Origin of the sequence: Paraburkholderia sp. CNPSo 3281 (assembly GCF_024206515.1) — a bacterium.
Classification (GTDB): Bacteria; Pseudomonadota; Gammaproteobacteria; order Burkholderiales; family Burkholderiaceae; genus Paraburkholderia; species Paraburkholderia nodosa.
This window is the reverse complement of the sequence record NZ_JAMBPS010000002.1, coordinates 227825-243263: the sequence shown is the minus strand read 5'-3', so window position 1 is coordinate 243263 and position 15439 is coordinate 227825. Positions and strand designations below refer to the sequence as shown.

The 15439-nt window shown below is 66.2% G+C and carries 12 protein-coding genes; 10 read left to right on the top strand and 2 right to left on the bottom strand.

The window, feature by feature from the left end; all coding sequences use genetic code 11:
* Positions 1–11 precede the first annotated feature (11 nt).
* From narJ to M3I56_RS03100, 4 genes are all read left to right on the top strand, one after another.
* Complete coding sequence (narJ, locus tag M3I56_RS03115) at positions 12–704, top strand: nitrate reductase molybdenum cofactor assembly chaperone (protein ID WP_254352512.1); 693 nt, start codon at positions 12–14, stop codon at positions 702–704.
* A complete protein-coding gene (narI, locus tag M3I56_RS03110) occupies positions 701–1384 on the top strand; it encodes a respiratory nitrate reductase subunit gamma (protein WP_254352511.1) in 684 nt (227 codons plus the stop codon). Before narJ ends, narI begins: the two co-directional genes overlap by 4 nt.
* Positions 1385–1652: 268 nt before the next feature.
* Positions 1653–3653, top strand: a complete 2001-nt coding sequence (locus M3I56_RS03105) for a type IV pili methyl-accepting chemotaxis transducer N-terminal domain-containing protein (protein WP_254352510.1) — start codon at positions 1653–1655, stop codon at positions 3651–3653.
* A 72-nt stretch (positions 3654–3725) separates the two neighbouring features.
* Positions 3726–4430, top strand: a complete 705-nt coding sequence (locus M3I56_RS03100) for a response regulator transcription factor (RefSeq protein ID WP_254352509.1) — start codon at positions 3726–3728, stop codon at positions 4428–4430.
* 30 nt (positions 4431–4460) lie between these two features.
* On the opposite strand, the gene M3I56_RS03095 is transcribed toward M3I56_RS03100, so the two are convergent.
* Both M3I56_RS03095 and uvrA read right to left on the bottom strand, forming a co-directional pair.
* Complete coding sequence (locus M3I56_RS03095; RefSeq protein WP_254352508.1) at positions 4461–5546, bottom strand: AI-2E family transporter; 1086 nt, start codon at positions 5544–5546, stop codon at positions 4461–4463.
* 111 nt (positions 5547–5657) lie between these two features.
* Positions 5658–8549, bottom strand: a complete 2892-nt coding sequence (gene uvrA / locus M3I56_RS03090) for an excinuclease ABC subunit UvrA (RefSeq protein ID WP_254352507.1) — start codon at positions 8547–8549, stop codon at positions 5658–5660.
* A 220-nt stretch (positions 8550–8769) separates the two neighbouring features.
* Here uvrA and M3I56_RS03085 point away from each other — a divergent pair, with 220 nt between their 5' ends.
* From M3I56_RS03085 to M3I56_RS03060, 6 genes are all read left to right on the top strand, one after another.
* Positions 8770–9945: an MFS transporter gene (locus M3I56_RS03085; protein ID WP_254352506.1), complete on the top strand. Its 1176-nt coding sequence runs from the start codon at positions 8770–8772 to the stop codon at positions 9943–9945.
* Positions 9946–10096: 151 nt separating this feature from the next.
* A complete protein-coding gene (locus M3I56_RS03080; RefSeq protein ID WP_254352505.1) occupies positions 10097–10639 on the top strand; it encodes a single-stranded DNA-binding protein in 543 nt (180 codons plus the stop codon).
* 297 nt (positions 10640–10936) lie between these two features.
* Entirely contained in the window at positions 10937–12604 is a 1668-nt protein-coding gene (gene hcp / locus M3I56_RS03075; RefSeq protein ID WP_254352504.1) for a hydroxylamine reductase, read from the top strand.
* A 17-nt stretch (positions 12605–12621) separates the two neighbouring features.
* Entirely contained in the window at positions 12622–13644 is a 1023-nt protein-coding gene (locus M3I56_RS03070) for a 2Fe-2S iron-sulfur cluster binding domain-containing protein (protein WP_254352503.1), read from the top strand.
* A gap of 155 nt (positions 13645–13799) precedes the next feature.
* On the top strand, positions 13800–14468 hold the full coding sequence (locus tag M3I56_RS03065; RefSeq protein ID WP_254352502.1) for a transcriptional regulator: 669 nt from the start codon (positions 13800–13802) through the stop codon (positions 14466–14468).
* Positions 14465–15436: a threo-3-hydroxy-L-aspartate ammonia-lyase gene (locus M3I56_RS03060; RefSeq protein ID WP_254352501.1), complete on the top strand. Its 972-nt coding sequence runs from the start codon at positions 14465–14467 to the stop codon at positions 15434–15436. Before M3I56_RS03065 ends, M3I56_RS03060 begins: the two co-directional genes overlap by 4 nt.
* The last annotated feature ends 3 nt before the right edge of the window (positions 15437–15439 follow it).

Sequence of the window (15439 nt, the reverse complement as noted above, 5' to 3'; positions counted from 1 at the left end):
GGGACACCATCATGTCGATTTATCCGGTTCTCTCCGCGCTGCTCGACTATCCCGAGCAGCCCTTGCTCGACGCGCTCGACGAGATCGAAGCCGCGCTCGAAGCCCTGCCGAACGGCGCATTCGCCGCGCGCGAACTGACGCCGCTCATCGCGGCGCTGCGCGAGCGCTCGCTCGTCGAGTCGCAGGAAGCGTACGTGGCCACCTTCGACCGCAATCCGCGCCACTCGCTGCATCTGTTCGAGCACGTGCACGGCGAGAGCCGCGCGCGCGGCCAGGCGATGGTCGATCTGCTCGACGAATACCGCAACCACGGCCTCGACGTCGCGACGAGCGAACTGCCCGACTACGTGCCGCTCTTTCTCGAAGTGCTCGGCCTGATCGGCGAGGACGAGGCGCGCGCGCTGCTCGGCGAGGCGATTCACGTGCTCGCCGCGCTCGGCAATCAGCTCGAGAAGAGTGAAAGCCCCTACGCGGGCATCTTCACGGTGCTGTGCGAGCTGACCGATGTCGAGCCGCTGCCGCTCGTGGGCGCGCCCGTGCGCGACATGGACGAGGCGCTCGAACGTTTCGGCACCGGCGCGGACGGGGTGGAGCCGCTCACGCACGCGTTCGGCGCGAGCAACTCGCCGCAGGTCGTTCAGTTCCACCCGCGAGCGCAGTTTGCCGCGACCACTACGGCTGCCTGCGCAAAGGAATCGCCATGAACACGTTCAATCAGTTTTTGTTCGGCATCTATCCGTATATAGCCGCCGCCATCTTCCTGTTCGGCAGCCTCGCGCGCTTCGAGCGCGAGCAGTACACGTGGAAGGCGGACAGCTCGCAGCTGCTCTATCGCGGGCATTTGCGCCTTGGCAATATCCTCTTCCACGTCGGCGTGCTCGGGCTTTTCTTCGGACATCTGTTCGGTCTGCTCACACCCGTCGCTGTGTGGGACTGGCTCGGCGTGCCGCACGCGGTCAAGCAGCTCGTGGCGATGGTCGCCGGCGGCGTGATGGGCTCGATGTGTCTGGTGGGCCTCGCGATCCTGCTGCACCGGCGGCTTTCGAACGCGCGCGTTTCGGCCGTGACGCGCGTGGGCGACAAGGTGCTGCTGTTGTGGCTGCTCGTCACGCTGCTGCTCGGGCTGAGCACCATCGGCGAATCGGCTAGCCACATGGACGGCGCGATGATGGTGCGGCTCATGACCTGGGCGCAGCACATCGTCACGTTCCGCGGCGACGCCGCGAGCTTCGTGGCAGACGCGCCGCTCATCTTCCGCATGCACCTCTTCATGGGCATGACGCTGTTCGTGATCTTCCCGTTCACGCGGCTCGTACACGTGTGGAGCGGGTTCGCCTCGATCACCTATCTTTCGCGCGCCTGGCAGCTCGTGCGCAGCCGCTAGCGGCCAACGTTTGCCTCTGGACGGCCGTGGGGATGGCCGTTCTTCGCGGGGAGCGAGCCCACTCGCATTCCCCGCTTTTTTCACGATGTGCACACGCCGGGCGCGCGCAACGTGGTTCGCCGGGACTCGCCCGGGAGGCAGGCGATCTGACGCATAGTGTCGCAGTTGGCGGTGCACACCGCGACATAGCGCGCGATCGGCTGCACTCCGTCAGATAATGTCGGGATAGGCGCCGCCGTTTCGGCGCAGCCGATTCCCGGTCCCGGCCATGACTCCGTCTTCCGATTCCGCAACCGCATCTGCCGCTTCTGCCGCCGCGCAGGAAGCGCCGTTCCCGAAGCGGCTTTCCACGCGCATCGTTGTGCTTTCCACGGTCGCGCTCGCGCTCGTGCTCGCGATGATCAGCGGCACGCTCTGGCTTTCCTGGCAGCTCGAGGGCGGCGGCGCCGCGATCAACGACGCGGGCAGCCTGCGCATGCGCGCGAACGCGGTGGCGATCGCACTGTGGGAAGCCCGCACCGGCAAGCCTTCGCAAGTCGACGCCCAGATGCGCCAGCTCGACGGTACGCTGCGCGAATTGCGCGACGGCGATCCGGCGCGGCCGCTCTTTCTTCCCGCCGATGCGGGCATCCACGCGCAGTTCGAACGGGTCGCGGCTGCCTGGAACCACACGCTCAAACCCGCTGCGCTGAGCGACCTCGCCGCCAGCGGGGGCGAGCCCTCGACGTACATCGGCCTGCTGCCCGGCTTCGTCGACGACGCGAACCGGCTCGTCAGCCTGATCGAGCGCGAGAACGCGCGCAAGACCGCGTGGCTGCGCATTTCACAGGTCGCGCTCGCGGCGCTGTCGTGTGTAGGCACGATGGCAATCGTCTATCTGCTTTACCAGTGGTTCGTGGCGCCCGTGCAGCGCTTGCAGGACGGGCTCGCGCGCATCGAGGCGCGCGAGTTCGACACACGGTTGCCGGTCGAAACGTACGACGAGTTCGGTCATCTCACGCAAGCCTTCAACCGCATGGTCGCGGAGCTGCAGGCGCTGTACCAGGACCTTGCCGAGCGTGTGGACGCCAAGACCGCGCAACTGGCGGCGCAAAACCGCGAACTCGCCACGCTCTACGAGATGGCGGCGTTTCTCAACACGCCGGGCCCGGCGGAAAGCCTGTGCCACGATTTCCTCACGCGCGTGATGCGCGAATTCGACGCCGATGGCGGCACGGTGCGCGTCGTTTCGCCTGACGACGGCAATCTGCATCTGCTCGTCTCGGAAGGCATGCCCGAATCGATCACGCGCGCGGAGCAGTGCATGCCGGCGGCGGGCTGTGCGTGCGGGGGCGCCACGGCCGAGGCGCCAGTCGTATTCGGCCTGATGGCGCAGCCAGGCGCGCGCGCAGCCGGCGGAGAAAGTGGAGAAAGCGGCCTGAGCGGGGCTTTCACGCAGCGCTGCCTGAAGGCAGGCTTCGTGAGCGTCGCGGTGTCGGCCATCGTCGCGCAGAACGAGACGCTCGGCACGTTCTCGCTGCACTTTCGGTGCAAGCGGGAGATTGCGCCGTCGGGCGTCCAGCTGCTCCAGACGCTCGGCCGCCACTTGGGCGTCGCGCTCATGAACCGTCGGCTCGTGGCGCTCGGGCGCCAGCTCGCCGTGTCCGAGGAGCGCAATCTCGTCGCTCAGGGGCTGCACGACAGCATCGCGCAAGGCCTGAGCTTCCTGAAGATGCAAGTGCACCTGCTCGATGGGGCGGCGGAGCAGGGCGACCTCGACGAGATTCGCGAGATCGTGCCGCTTCTCGCGGGCGGCGTGGAGGAAAGCTACGACGACGTGCGCGAACTGCTGCTGAACTTCCGTACGAAGCTCGGCCCGGGCAAGTTGCGCCTTGCCGTGGAGGACACCGTGGCGCGCTTTCGCCGCCAGTCGGACGCCGAGTTGACGCTCGACTATCGCGACGAAGACGGGCCGCCGCTGCCGCCCGACCAGCAGCTGCAGGTACTCTTCGTGCTGCAGGAGGCGCTCTCGAATGCGCGCAAGCATGCCCAGGCGCTGCACGTACAGGTGAGTGTCGTGAATGCGCGCGACTTCCGCCTGACGATCGAAGACGACGGCGTGGGCTACGATCCTGCCGATATCGCCTCGCGCGGCGAATCGCACGTGGGTTTTCACATCATGCATGAGCGCGCGAGACGTCTAGCCGCCGTGCTCACGCTGCAGAGCGCGCCGGGGCGCGGCGCGCGCGTCGAACTGGTGCTGCCCGCCGCGAGCCGCATGGCCGCGTGAATGTGGCCAATGAACCTGGCCGACGGCGTTACGATCAGAATTGGAAGACATCGCGACAAGATAACGATCCCCATGACCATACGCATCCTGCTCATCGACGACCACACGCTCTTTCGCTCGGGCGTGAGCGCGCTCCTGCAGCGCCAGCCCGACCTGGAAGTGGTGGGCGAAGCGTCGGACGGCGTGGAAGGCGTCAAGCGCGCGAAGCAGCACCTGCCCGACGTCATCCTGCTCGACCTGAACATGCCGGGCCTCTCGGGGCTCGAAACGCTGCAACTGCTGGTGGAAGACCTGCCGGACACGGCGGTCGTGATGCTCACCGTCTCCGAGGAAGCCGACGAACTCACCGCCGCGATGCGCGAGGGGGCGCGTGGCTTCCTGCTCAAGAGCATCGACGCCGACGCGCTGGTCGCGGCGATCCGCAAGGCCGCGAGCGGCCAGCCGGTCATTACCGAGCACATGACGGCGAAACTCGTGGAGCAGATGCGCAAGCCTGCGCATTCGACCGGCGTGACCGGCGTGACCGGCGCGACTGGCGCCGCGCGTGCGAGCGCGGAGACGCTCACGGCGCGCGAGCGCGACATCGTGCGCGAGCTAGCACGCGGCGCGAGCAACAAGGAGATTGCGCGTACGCTCGATCTGGCGGAGAGCACGGTGAAGATTCACGTGCGCAACATTCTGCGCAAGCTCAATCTCACGAGCCGCGTGCAGGTGGCGATCTACGCCGTGGGGCACGACGGCATGACCGACGTGCCCGGCGAGCCGCGCGGGCGCTGAAGGCCGCGCGCGGGCCTGGGAGAGAGCGGCTCAGACGAGCCGCAGATAGATCAGTTCGCGCTTGATATACGCGTAGAAAATCGGCGCGGCGATCACGCCTTGAATGCCGAACGCGGCTTCCATCACGAGCATCGCGACGAGCAGCTCCCACGTGCGCGCCTCGATCTGGCCGCCCACGATGCGCGCGTTCAGGAAGTATTCGAGCTTGTGGATCAGGATGAGGAACACGAGCGCCGTGACCGCCGCGGGCAGGCTCACGGTGAGCGCGATGGCGACGATCAGCGTGTTCGAGATCAGGTTGCCGATCACGGGCAGGAGGCCCACCACGAAGGTCACCACGACCAGCATCTTCGCGAGCGGCAGCGGCGCGTGAAACAACGGCAGCGCGAGCAGGAGAAAGAGGCCGGTGAACACCGTGTTGATGGACGAAATCTTCACCTGCGCGAACACGATGCGGCGGAACGCGTCGGCGAAACGGGACACGCGTGCGACGAACGCCGTGGAAAGCGGCAGCCGCGTGGCGTTCTTCTGCGCGCCAATGGCGATGATCGCGCCGATGATCATGCCGATCACGATATGCCCGAAGATACGCGCGGCGTTCTTGCCGCCCTGGCCGAGCTGGGTGGCGTGCTCGTGCATGAGCGCGAGCGCCTTGAGCTTCATCTGGGCGACGTCCACGGGCAGATAGGCGGCGATGGACTCGGGAATGCGCCCGCGCGCCTGGTCGACGAACGTCATCATTTGCGCCATGACCTTCTGCACGCTCGGCACGTCGCTTTCGAACTGCTCGATGACGCCCACGGTGAGCCCCGTGAGCACGCCCACGATCACGATGGAAACCAGCACCACGGAGAGCCAGCGTGCGCGGCTGCTCGACATGCGCCGCTCGATGAGCGGCGAAATGGTATGAACGAGCTGGAACACGAGCATGCCCGCGAGCAGCGCGCCGAGCAGGTTCAGGTGCAGGATTGCCAGCATGCCGGCGAGCGCGGCCACATAGCTGCCGATTTCCACTGCCGAAAGCTTCGGCAGGCTCATGTCGCTCGTGAGCCTGACCGGCCGTGGCCGCAGGTCGCGCACCTGTTTATCTTCGGTCGCTTCGTTGCGCTTGACCATGTTGGGTGTATTCCGTCTCCAAACTACGGGGGCGCAAGCGCCCCCGACCCGTTGTCGCTGCAGCTATTTCTACTGCTAAATTTCCGGCCCGGTTGTCAGCCCGCCTGGCGGTCATTTTCCCGAGGCCGTGTCCAGTGCGGCGATCTGGCGCTTGAGCAGCGGCGCGAGATAGCGGCCCGTGAAGCTTGCCTTCGACTTCGCCACCTGTTCGGGCGTCCCCTGGGCCACGATCTGCCCACCGCCCGCGCCGCCTTCCGGTCCCATGTCCACGACCCAGTCGGCGGTTTTGATTACATCGAGATTATGCTCGATGATGACCACCGTGTTGCCCTGATCTCGAAGCCGGTGAATCACTTCCAGCAAAAGCGCGATGTCGTGGAAGTGCAGGCCCGTGGTCGGCTCGTCGAGTATATACAGCGTGCGGCCGGTGTCCCGCTTGGAAAGCTCGAGTGAAAGCTTCACGCGCTGCGCCTCGCCGCCCGAGAGCGTGGTGGCCGACTGGCCGAGGCGGATGTAGCCGAGGCCCACATCGAGCAGCGTCTTGAGCTTGCGCGCCACCACCGGCACCGCCTTGAAGAACTCGTAGGCGGCTTCCACCGTCATGTCGAGCACTTCGCTGATGTTCCGGCCCTTGTATTGAATCTCCAGCGTCTCGCGGTTGTAGCGCTTGCCGTGGCAGACGTCGCAGGGCACGTACACGTCGGGCAGGAAATGCATTTCCACCTTGAGCACGCCGTCGCCCTGGCAGCTTTCGCAGCGCCCGCCCTTCACGTTGAACGAGAAGCGGCCCGACTCGTAGCCGCGTTCCTTGGCGGCCGGCACGCCCGCGAACAGTTCGCGGATGGGCGTGAAGAGGCCCGTGTAGGTGGCCGGGTTCGAGCGCGGCGTGCGCCCGATCGGCGACTGGTCGACGTTGATGACCTTGTCGAAGTGCTCCAGGCCCTCGATCGCCTCGAACGGCGCCGGTTCCGCAGACGATCCATACAGATGCTGCGACACGGCGTGATAAAGCGTGTCGTTGATGAGCGTGGACTTGCCCGAGCCCGAGACGCCCGTCACGCAGGTCAAAAGACCGACGGGCAGGTCGAGCGTCACGTGCTTGAGGTTGTTGCCGTGGGCCTCGACGATGCGCAGGCGGCGTTCGCCGGGCTCGAGGCGCTCGTCGGGATAGTCGATGCGGCGCGCGCCCGAGAGGTACTGGCCCGTCATCGAGGCCGGATCGTGCTCGACTTCGCCTGGTGTGCCTTGCGAAATCACCATGCCGCCGTGCTCGCCCGCGCCCGGACCCATGTCGACCACGTAGTCGGCCATGCGGATCATGTCCTCGTCGTGCTCGACGACGATCACCGAATTGCCGAGGTCGCGCAGATGCTTGAGCGTGGAGATGAGGCGGTCGTTGTCGCGCTGGTGCAGGCCGATGGACGGCTCGTCGAGCACGTACATCACGCCCGTCAGGCCCGAGCCGATCTGCGAGGCGAGGCGGATGCGCTGCGCCTCGCCGCCGGAAAGCGTCTCGGCGCTGCGTTCGAGCGAGAGATAGTCGAGCCCGACGTTATTGAGGAACATGAGGCGCGCGACGATTTCCTTGACCACCTTGTCGGCGATCTCGCGCTTTGCACCTTCGAGGTGCAGCGTCTGGAAGTAGCCGAGGGTGTCGCGCAGCGGCCAGCCGCTCACTTCATAAATGGCACGCGCCTCTTCGCCTGCGCCGATGCGCACGAAGCGCGCCTCGCGGCGCAGACGGGTGCCTTCGCAGTGCGGGCAGGCCTGGTTGTTCTGGTACTTCGAAAGCTCCTCGCGCACGGCGGCCGAGTCGGTCTCGCGGTAGCGGCGCTCCAGGTTCGGGATGATCCCTTCGAAGACATGCTCGCGCACTGAAGTGCGGCCGCGCTCGTTGATGTACGAGAACGGAATCTCCTGCTTGCCGGAGCCGTAGAGCAGGATCTTGCGCACTTTCTCCGGCAGGTCCTCGAACGCGGTGTCGATGTCGAAGTCGTAGAACGCGGCCAGGCTCTGCAGCATCTGGAAGTAGAACTGGTTGCGCCGGTCCCAGCCCTTCACGGCGCCCGCCGCGAGCGACAGCGACGGGTGCGCGACCACGCGCTTCGGATCGAAAAACGTGATCTGGCCCAGACCGTCGCACTCGGGGCACGCGCCCATCGGGTTGTTGAACGAGAAGAGGCGCGGCTCCAGCTCCGGCAGCGAATACGAGCAGATCGGGCACGCGAACTTCGAGCTGAACAGGTGCTCGCGGTTGGTGTCCATTTCGAGCGCGATGGCGCGGCCGTCGGCCAGACGCAGCGCGGTTTCGAACGACTCCGCGAGGCGCTGCTTCATGTCGGGGCGCACCTTCAGGCGGTCCACCACCACGTCGATGGTGTGGCGCTCGCTCTTCTTGAGCTTGGGCAGCGACTCCACCTCGTAGATCTTCGCTTCCCCTTCGTTGGCCGTGCCGCCGCCCGAGCGCACCCGAAAGCGCACGAAACCCTGCGCCTGCATGTCGTCGAACAGCTCGGCGTGCTCGCCCTTGCGGTCCACGATCACGGGAGCCAGGATCATCAGCTTCGTTTCTTCGGGCAGGGCGAGCGCGGCGTCCACCATCTGCGAGACGCTTTGCGACTCCAGCGGAATCTCGTGGTCCGGACAGTATGGCGTGCCGATGCGTGCGTAAAGCAGCCGCAGGTAGTCGTGGATCTCGGTGACGGTGCCGACGGTGGAGCGCGGGTTGTGCGACGTGGCCTTCTGCTCGATGGAAATCGCCGGCGACAGACCCTCGATCAGGTCGACGTCGGGCTTCTCCATGAGCTGCAGGAACTGACGCGCGTAGGCCGAGAGGCTTTCCACGTAGCGGCGCTGGCCTTCTGCGTAGAGCGTGTCGAACGCCAGCGAGGACTTGCCCGAGCCCGAAAGCCCGGTGATGACCACGAGCTTGTGGCGCGGCAGGTCCAGATTGACGTTCTTCAGGTTGTGGGTTCGGGCCCCACGGATACGGATCTGTTCCATGAACCTGCGGGAGAAAGGGAAACCAAACCTGCTACTATAACGACTTTTCCAGACCGCCGTTACGGCTTGCTGACGGTCTTTGAAAGGGCCCGGAGCGGCGAGTGCAAGGGCCTCGAAAGAGGCGCGTCAGGGAGCGTCCCGGTCAACAAACGTGCGGGCACTTGCGGTCCAAACACATAACGCTCCGATGTCCTCCAATTCACCCGCTACATCCTCACGCATGAGCGCGCCCGAGTTGCGCGCGACCGTCTCGCTCGCGGCGATCTTCGCGCTGCGCATGCTCGGTCTCTTCATGATCATGCCGGTGTTTTCCGTCTACGCGAAAACCATTCCCGGCGGCGACAACCTTCTGCTGGTCGGCATCGCGCTCGGCGCGTACGGCGTCACGCAGTCGCTTCTCTATATTTTCTACGGCTGGGTTTCGGACATGGTGGGCAGAAAGCCCGTCATCGCGACTGGCCTTGTCATCTTCGCGATCGGCAGCTTTGTCGCGGCGGGCGCGCACGACATGACGTGGATCATCGTCGGGCGGGTGATCCAGGGCATGGGCGCGGTATCGTCGGCCGTGCTGGCGTTCATCGCCGACCTGACCGCCGAGGAACACCGCACCAAGGCCATGGCGATGGTGGGGGGCTCGATCGGCATGTCGTTCGCCGTGGCCATCGTCGGCGCGCCGATCGTGTTCCATTGGGTCGGCATGAGCGGCCTGTTCGCGCTGGTCGGGGTGTTCTCGATCCTCGCGGTGGGCGTGGTGATCTGGGTCGTGCCCGACGCGCCCAGCAAGCCCGTGCACGTGCGCGCCCCGTTCGCCGAGGTGCTGCACAACGTCGAACTGCTGCGCCTGAACTTCGGCGTGCTCGTGTTGCACGCCACGCAGACGGCGCTCTTTCTCGTCGTGCCGCGCCTGCTCGTGGACGCGGGCCTGCCGGTCGCGTCGCACTGGATGATCTATCTGCCGGTCATGGGCCTCGCGTTCGTCATGATGGTGCCGGCCATTATCGTCGCGGAAAAGCGGGGCAAGATGAAGGCCGTGCTCGTTTCTGCGATCGGTCTTATCCTGATCGGCCAGCTTTTGCTCGGCTCGCTCGCGCATACACTTGTCATCGTGTCGGCCGTGCTGTTCGTGTACTTCCTCGGCTTCAACATCCTGGAGGCTTCGCAGCCTTCGCTCGTATCGAAGCTCGCGCCGGGCAACCGCAAGGGCGCGGCCACGGGCGTGTACAACACCACGCAGTCGATCGGGCTCGCGCTCGGCGGCGTGGTGGGCGGATGGATCCTCAAGCACGGAGGCGCGAGCGCCGTGTTTTACACGTGCTCGGGGCTCGTCTTGTGCTGGCTTATAATCGCGGCCAATATGAAGGCGCCGCCCAAGCGGGCAGAAGCCAGGCGGGCTTGACCCAGGCGGGCCTGAGTTAGAACCAAAGGTTCACAGCAACGCAATTCGCGGAGGCGGTCCGTGACCGGTGCAGGCGCATGAGACACCTCAGGCGCTCCCTGGCACGCACCGCGCGGCCGCTCCTCGCAACGGAATTAAACAGGAGAAATTCATGGCATCCGTGAACAAGGTGATCCTCGTCGGCAACCTCGGCGCCGATCCGGAAGTGCGATATCTGCCGAGTGGCGACGCCGTGGCGAACATTCGCCTCGCCACGACCGACCGCTACAAGGACAAGGCGTCCGGCGAGTTCAAGGAAATGACCGAATGGCACCGCGTGTCGTTCTTCGGGCGCCTGGCCGAGATCGTCTCGGAGTACCTGAAGAAGGGCTCGTCGGTGTATATCGAAGGCCGCATCCGCACGCGCAAGTGGCAAGCGCAGGACGGCACCGACCGTTACTCGACGGAAATCGTCGCCGACCAGATGCAGATGCTCGGTGGCCGCAGCGGCGGCGCCTCGATGGGCAGCGACATGGGCGACGACGGCGGCTACAGCCGTGAGCAGTCCGCACCGCGCGGCGGCGGCCGCGCTTCGGGCGGTGGCGGCGCGCCGCGTTCGAGCGGTGGTGGCGCTGGCGGCGGCGCAGGTGGCGGCCGTTCGAGCGCGCCGGCCGGCGGCGGCTTCGACGAGATGGACGACGATATTCCGTTCTAGAACGTCCGAACGCATCTGCAGGACCTGAAGCCCCGGCTCGACCTCGCGGTCGAGCCGGGGCTTTTCATTTCGGCGTGCGGACCGAGCGAACTGAGCGAACGTAGCAAATGAGCGAGTCGAGCGCCGACCCGCTGCGACGTTTTCGCACACACAGTCGCTTATCCGCCTCAAGCGACACGTTTTCTGATTTTTGTCACGGCAAAACTCCCGCCGGCGCGTCACCATTTAAAAGATGCATTAGTTCTGCATCTTACAAGACTGCTCGCGCCGTCGCCCCACAAGGAAAAGGAGAAAGCCGTGTTTTGCTATCAATGTGAACAGACCGACCGCACCCAGGCCACACCGGGGTGCGCCTCGGCCAAGGGCAACTGCGGCAAGGACGCCACCACTGCGGATCTGCAGGACCTGCTGATCTACGCGGCCAAGGGTATCGCACAATATGGCGCGCTCGCGCGCGGCCTCGGCAGCCCCGATCGCGAAGCCGACCGCTTCATGCTCTACGCGCTGTTCACAACGCTCACCAATGTCAATTTCAACGCCAGCCGTTTCGTGGCAATGCTGCGCGAGGCCGCGCAACACCGCGATCGCGTGAAGTCGACCTGCGAGGCGCTCGCGCTCGCGCAAGGCGTTGCCGCTGCGCAGCCGGGCGGCGCCGCGCTCTGGCAACCGGGCAACGATCTCGCCGAACTGCAGGCGCAGGCCGCGCTCGTCGGCATCAGGGCCGGACTCCCGAAGGTGGGCGAGGATGTCGTGGGCTTGCGCGCCCTCGTGCTCTACGGTCTCAAAGGCGTGTGTGCTTACGCCCATCACGCGCGCGTCCTCGGTTACGAGAGCGAAGAGGTCTACGCGGGCGTGGAGGCGGCGCTTGTGTTTCTCGCGAGCGAACCCACGCAGGCCGGCGATATCCTTGAACATGCGCTCGCGCTCGGCAACCTGAACCTCAAGGTGATGGAACTGCTCGATGCGGCGAACACGGGTCGCTTCGGCATGCCCGAACCCACTGCCGTGCGCGTGACGCCGGCGGCGGGCAAAGCCATCCTGGTTTCGGGCCACGACCTCGGCGATCTCGAGGCGCTGCTCGAAGCCACCCAGGGCACCGGCGTGCAGATCTACACGCACGGCGAGATGCTGCCCGCGCATGCTTACCCGAAGCTCAAGGCTTATCCGCATCTGGCCGGCAACTGCGGCGGCGCATGGCAGGACCAGCAATCGGACTTCGCGAACTTCCCCGGCCCGATCCTGATGACGTCCAACTGCCTGATCGAGCCGCTGCCGCAGTACCGTCAGCGCATCTTCACGACGGGGCCGGTAGGTTGGGCCGGCGTGCGCCATCTCGAGCATCACGCGTTCGCACCCGTCGTGCAGGCCGCGCTCGCGCTGCCGGGCTTTCGCGAAACGGCGCCAGAGGAAACCATCACCATCGGCTTTGCGCGCAATACGGTGCTCGGCGTGGCCGACAAGGTGATCGACGCGGTGAAGGCCGGCCAGATCCGCCACTTCTTCCTGATCGGCGGCTGCGACGGCGCTGCGCCCGGCCGGAACTACTACACCGAGTTCGCCCAGGGCGCGCCCGACGACACCGTCGTCATGACGCTCGGCTGCAACAAGTACCGCTTCAATCGCCACGCGTTCGGCGACATCGGCGGCATTCCGCGCCTGCTCGATCTGGGCCAGTGCAACGACAGCTACTCGGCGATCCAGATCGCCATCGCGCTCTCGAAGGCCTTCGACTGCGGTGTGAACGATCTGCCGCTCACGCTCGTGGTGTCGTGGTTCGAGCAGAAGGCCGCCGCGGTGCTGCTCACGCTGCTCGCGCTCGGCCTGCGCAACATCCATCTCGGACCGACGTTGCCCGCCTTCCTCACGCCGAACGTCCTCGACATTCTCGTCACGCAGTTCGGCATCTCGCCGATCGGCGAGGCGCAAGCGGACCTCGCTGCGGCCCTCTCACGCAAGGCCGCGTGAGCGCGGGTGAAAACGTCATGAGTTATCAAATCGAGCTCACCACGCGCGACGGCCAGGCGTTCGGCTTCGCGTGCGAGCCGGGGCAGGACGTGCTGAGCGCGGCGGCGGCGGCGGATATCACGCTGCCCTCGCAGTGCCGGCGCGGCAGCTGCGGCGCGTGTCACGCCACCGTGACCGAAGGGGCGTACACGCTCGGCGACCACAGTGCGGACGCGTTGCCGTCCGGCGACCCGCAGGCGGTTCTGCTGTGCCGCACGAGACCTTCGGCCGACTTGCGCGTCGCCGCGCCGTACGACCGCGCGAAGGTGCTGCTGCAGCCGGTTGCCGTGCGCACGGCGCGCATCGCCGCGCTGGAAACGATCGCCGACGACACGCGCCGTCTCGAACTGCTTCTCGATGCCGACGACACCAGCGGCAGCGCCGCCGAGTTCGAAGCGGGCCAGTTCGCGGAGCTGGAGTTGCCGGAGGGCGGCGTGAAGCGCCCCTTCTCGCTTTCCAACACGAGCAACTGGGAGGGGCGCCTCGAGTTCCTGATCCGGCTGCGGCCGCAAGGCGCGTTTTCGGCGTATCTGCGCGAGCGGGCGCAGCCGGGCGACGTGCTCACCGTTCACGGCCCGCAAGGCGGCTTCGGTTTGATCACCGACAGTCTGCGTCCGCGCTGGTTCGTGGCGGGCGGCACGGGTCTCGCTCCGGTGCTCTCAATGCTGCGCCGCATGGCCGAATTCGGGGAAATGAACGACGCACGGCTCTTCTACGGCGTGAATCGCGAGAGCGAGCTTTTCCTGCTCGACGAACTGGACGCGCTTCGGGCGGCGCTGCCGCAACTGCACGTCGAGCTTTGCGTGCTCGAAGCGGGTGATGGCTGGCAAGGCTCGCACCGCACCCCCGTCGATGCGCTCGCCGCGGCGCTCGCGGAGGGTGGCGCGGCGCCCGACCTCTATGTTTGCGGTCCGCCCGCGATGGTGAGCGCTGCGCAGGCGGTGGCGGCGCGCGCGCGCGTGCCGTCCACGCAGTTCGTCAGCGAGCGCTTCACGGTCTGAGTCGCAATGCAGTGTGTAGTGTTTCTTCGTGTCTGATTGACCTCGCCTTCGGGCGGGGTTTTTTTTGCGCATCGGGCGGCCAGGCACGGCAACTCTCCCAGCGATCAGTTCAAGCGATTGACATTCAGTCATTAACTGTCAATATGTCCAATATCATGATGCCCACTCGCAAAACCCGTTCCGGCCAATCCACTGACGAAAACGCGCTGCTCCTGCGCGAAGGCGGGAAGATCGTCGCGGCGCTCGGCCAGACGCTCGCGCCGCTCGTCGAGGTGGTGCTGCACGACCTCACGCGGCCCGAGCACTCCGTCGTGGCGATCGCGAACAATTTGTCAGGACGGCAAGTTGGCGACGCCGCCACCGAAATGGGTCTCGCGCGCATCACCGACTCCGGCTTTCCCGAAGTCGTGGCCAACTATCCGAACCGTTTTCCCGACGGGCGTCCGGCTAAAAGCACATCCATCGGCCTGAAGAACAGCGCGGGCGAGTACGTCGCGGCCCTCTGCCTGAACATGGATGTGTCGCTGATCGGCGCGGTGACGGCTGGCCTCGGCCAGCTGATCCAGACCAGCGCGGCTGCGCCTGTCGCCGAAACGCTCGCGCCGCGCGGCGTGGGCTGCGTGCGCGAGGCGCTCGAACGCTTCGCCGCCACGCGCAACACCACGCCCATCGGCATGACGCTCGCGCAGCGCCGTGAGGCCGTGCGCGAACTCGCGACAAACGGAATGCTGAACCTGCGTCATGCGCTCGCCGACGTGGCCACCACGCTCGGCGTTGCGCGCTCGACCGTCTACACCTACCTGCCAGCCGAAGAACGACCATGAGCCCTCTGCCTATTACCTTCGAAGACGTCGCAGCCGCCCACGAACGCCTGCGTGGCGTCGCGCACCGCACGCCGGTTCTGACTTCGCGTACCGCGAACGAACGCACGGGCGCGCAGCTTTTCTTCAAATGCGAGAACCTGCAGCGCATGGGCGCGTTCAAGTTCCGCGGCGCCTATAACGCGATCGCGCAATTCACGCCTGAGCAGAAGGCGGGCGGCGTGATCACGTTTTCGTCGGGCAACCACGCGCAGGCGATCGCGCTGTCGGCGCGTCTGCTCGGCGTGAAGGCCGTGATCGTCATGCCGCACGACGCGCCCGCCGTGAAGGTGGAGGCCACGCGCGGCTATGGCGGCGAGGTCGTCTTTTACGATCGCTATACCGAGGACCGCGAGGCGCTCGGCAAACGGCTCGCGGCCGAGCGCGGCCTCACGCTCATTCCGCCGTACGACCACGCGCACGTGATGGCCGGCCAGGGCACCGCCGCCAAGGAGTTGTTCGAGGAAACGGGCGAGCTCGACCTGTTGCTCACGCCGCTGGGCGGCGGCGGGCTGCTCTCGGGTTGTGCGACTGCCGCGCATGCACTCTCGCCCGCATGCACGGTGATCGGCGTCGAGCCCGAGGCCGGCAACGACGGTCAGCGCAGCCTGCGCACGGGCGAGATCGTCCACATCGACACGCCGAAGACCCTTGCCGACGGCGCGCAAACCCAGCATCTCGGCAACCTGACCTTCGCGGTGATTCGCGAACGCGTGAGCGAGATCGTCACGGTGAGCGACGCGGAACTCGTCGATACGATGAAGTTCTTCGCGAGCCGCATGAAGCTCGTGGTCGAACCCACCGGCTGCCTCGCGGCGGCGGCCGTGCTGCACGGCAAGGTGGACGTGCGCGGCAAGCGCGTGGGCGTGCTCATCTCCGGGGGCAACGTCGATCTGCTGCGCTTTGCCGAGCTGGTTCAGGCCGCCGGCTAAAGC

What these genes read in the sequence shown, in the direction of transcription:
- M3I56_RS03060 (WP_254352501.1), top strand. Translation starts at nt 14,465, where the DNA reads ATGAGCCCTCTGCCTATTACCTTCGAAGACGTCGCAGCCGCCCACGAA.
- M3I56_RS03070 (WP_254352503.1), top strand. Translation starts at nt 12,622, where the DNA reads ATGAGTTATCAAATCGAGCTCACCACGCGCGACGGCCAGGCGTTCGGC.
- narI (WP_254352511.1), top strand. Translation starts at nt 701, where the DNA reads ATGAACACGTTCAATCAGTTTTTGTTCGGCATCTATCCGTATATAGCC.
- M3I56_RS03105 (WP_254352510.1), top strand. Translation starts at nt 1,653, where the DNA reads ATGACTCCGTCTTCCGATTCCGCAACCGCATCTGCCGCTTCTGCCGCC.
- M3I56_RS03080 (WP_254352505.1), top strand. Translation starts at nt 10,097, where the DNA reads ATGGCATCCGTGAACAAGGTGATCCTCGTCGGCAACCTCGGCGCCGAT.
- uvrA (WP_254352507.1), bottom strand. Translation starts at nt 8,549, where the DNA reads ATGGAACAGATCCGTATCCGTGGGGCCCGAACCCACAACCTGAAGAAC.
- narJ (WP_254352512.1), top strand. Translation starts at nt 12, where the DNA reads ATGTCGATTTATCCGGTTCTCTCCGCGCTGCTCGACTATCCCGAGCAG.
- M3I56_RS03085 (WP_254352506.1), top strand. Translation starts at nt 8,770, where the DNA reads ATGAGCGCGCCCGAGTTGCGCGCGACCGTCTCGCTCGCGGCGATCTTC.
- M3I56_RS03095 (WP_254352508.1), bottom strand. Translation starts at nt 5,546, where the DNA reads ATGGTCAAGCGCAACGAAGCGACCGAAGATAAACAGGTGCGCGACCTG.
- M3I56_RS03065 (WP_254352502.1), top strand. Translation starts at nt 13,800, where the DNA reads ATGATGCCCACTCGCAAAACCCGTTCCGGCCAATCCACTGACGAAAAC.
- M3I56_RS03100 (WP_254352509.1), top strand. Translation starts at nt 3,726, where the DNA reads ATGACCATACGCATCCTGCTCATCGACGACCACACGCTCTTTCGCTCG.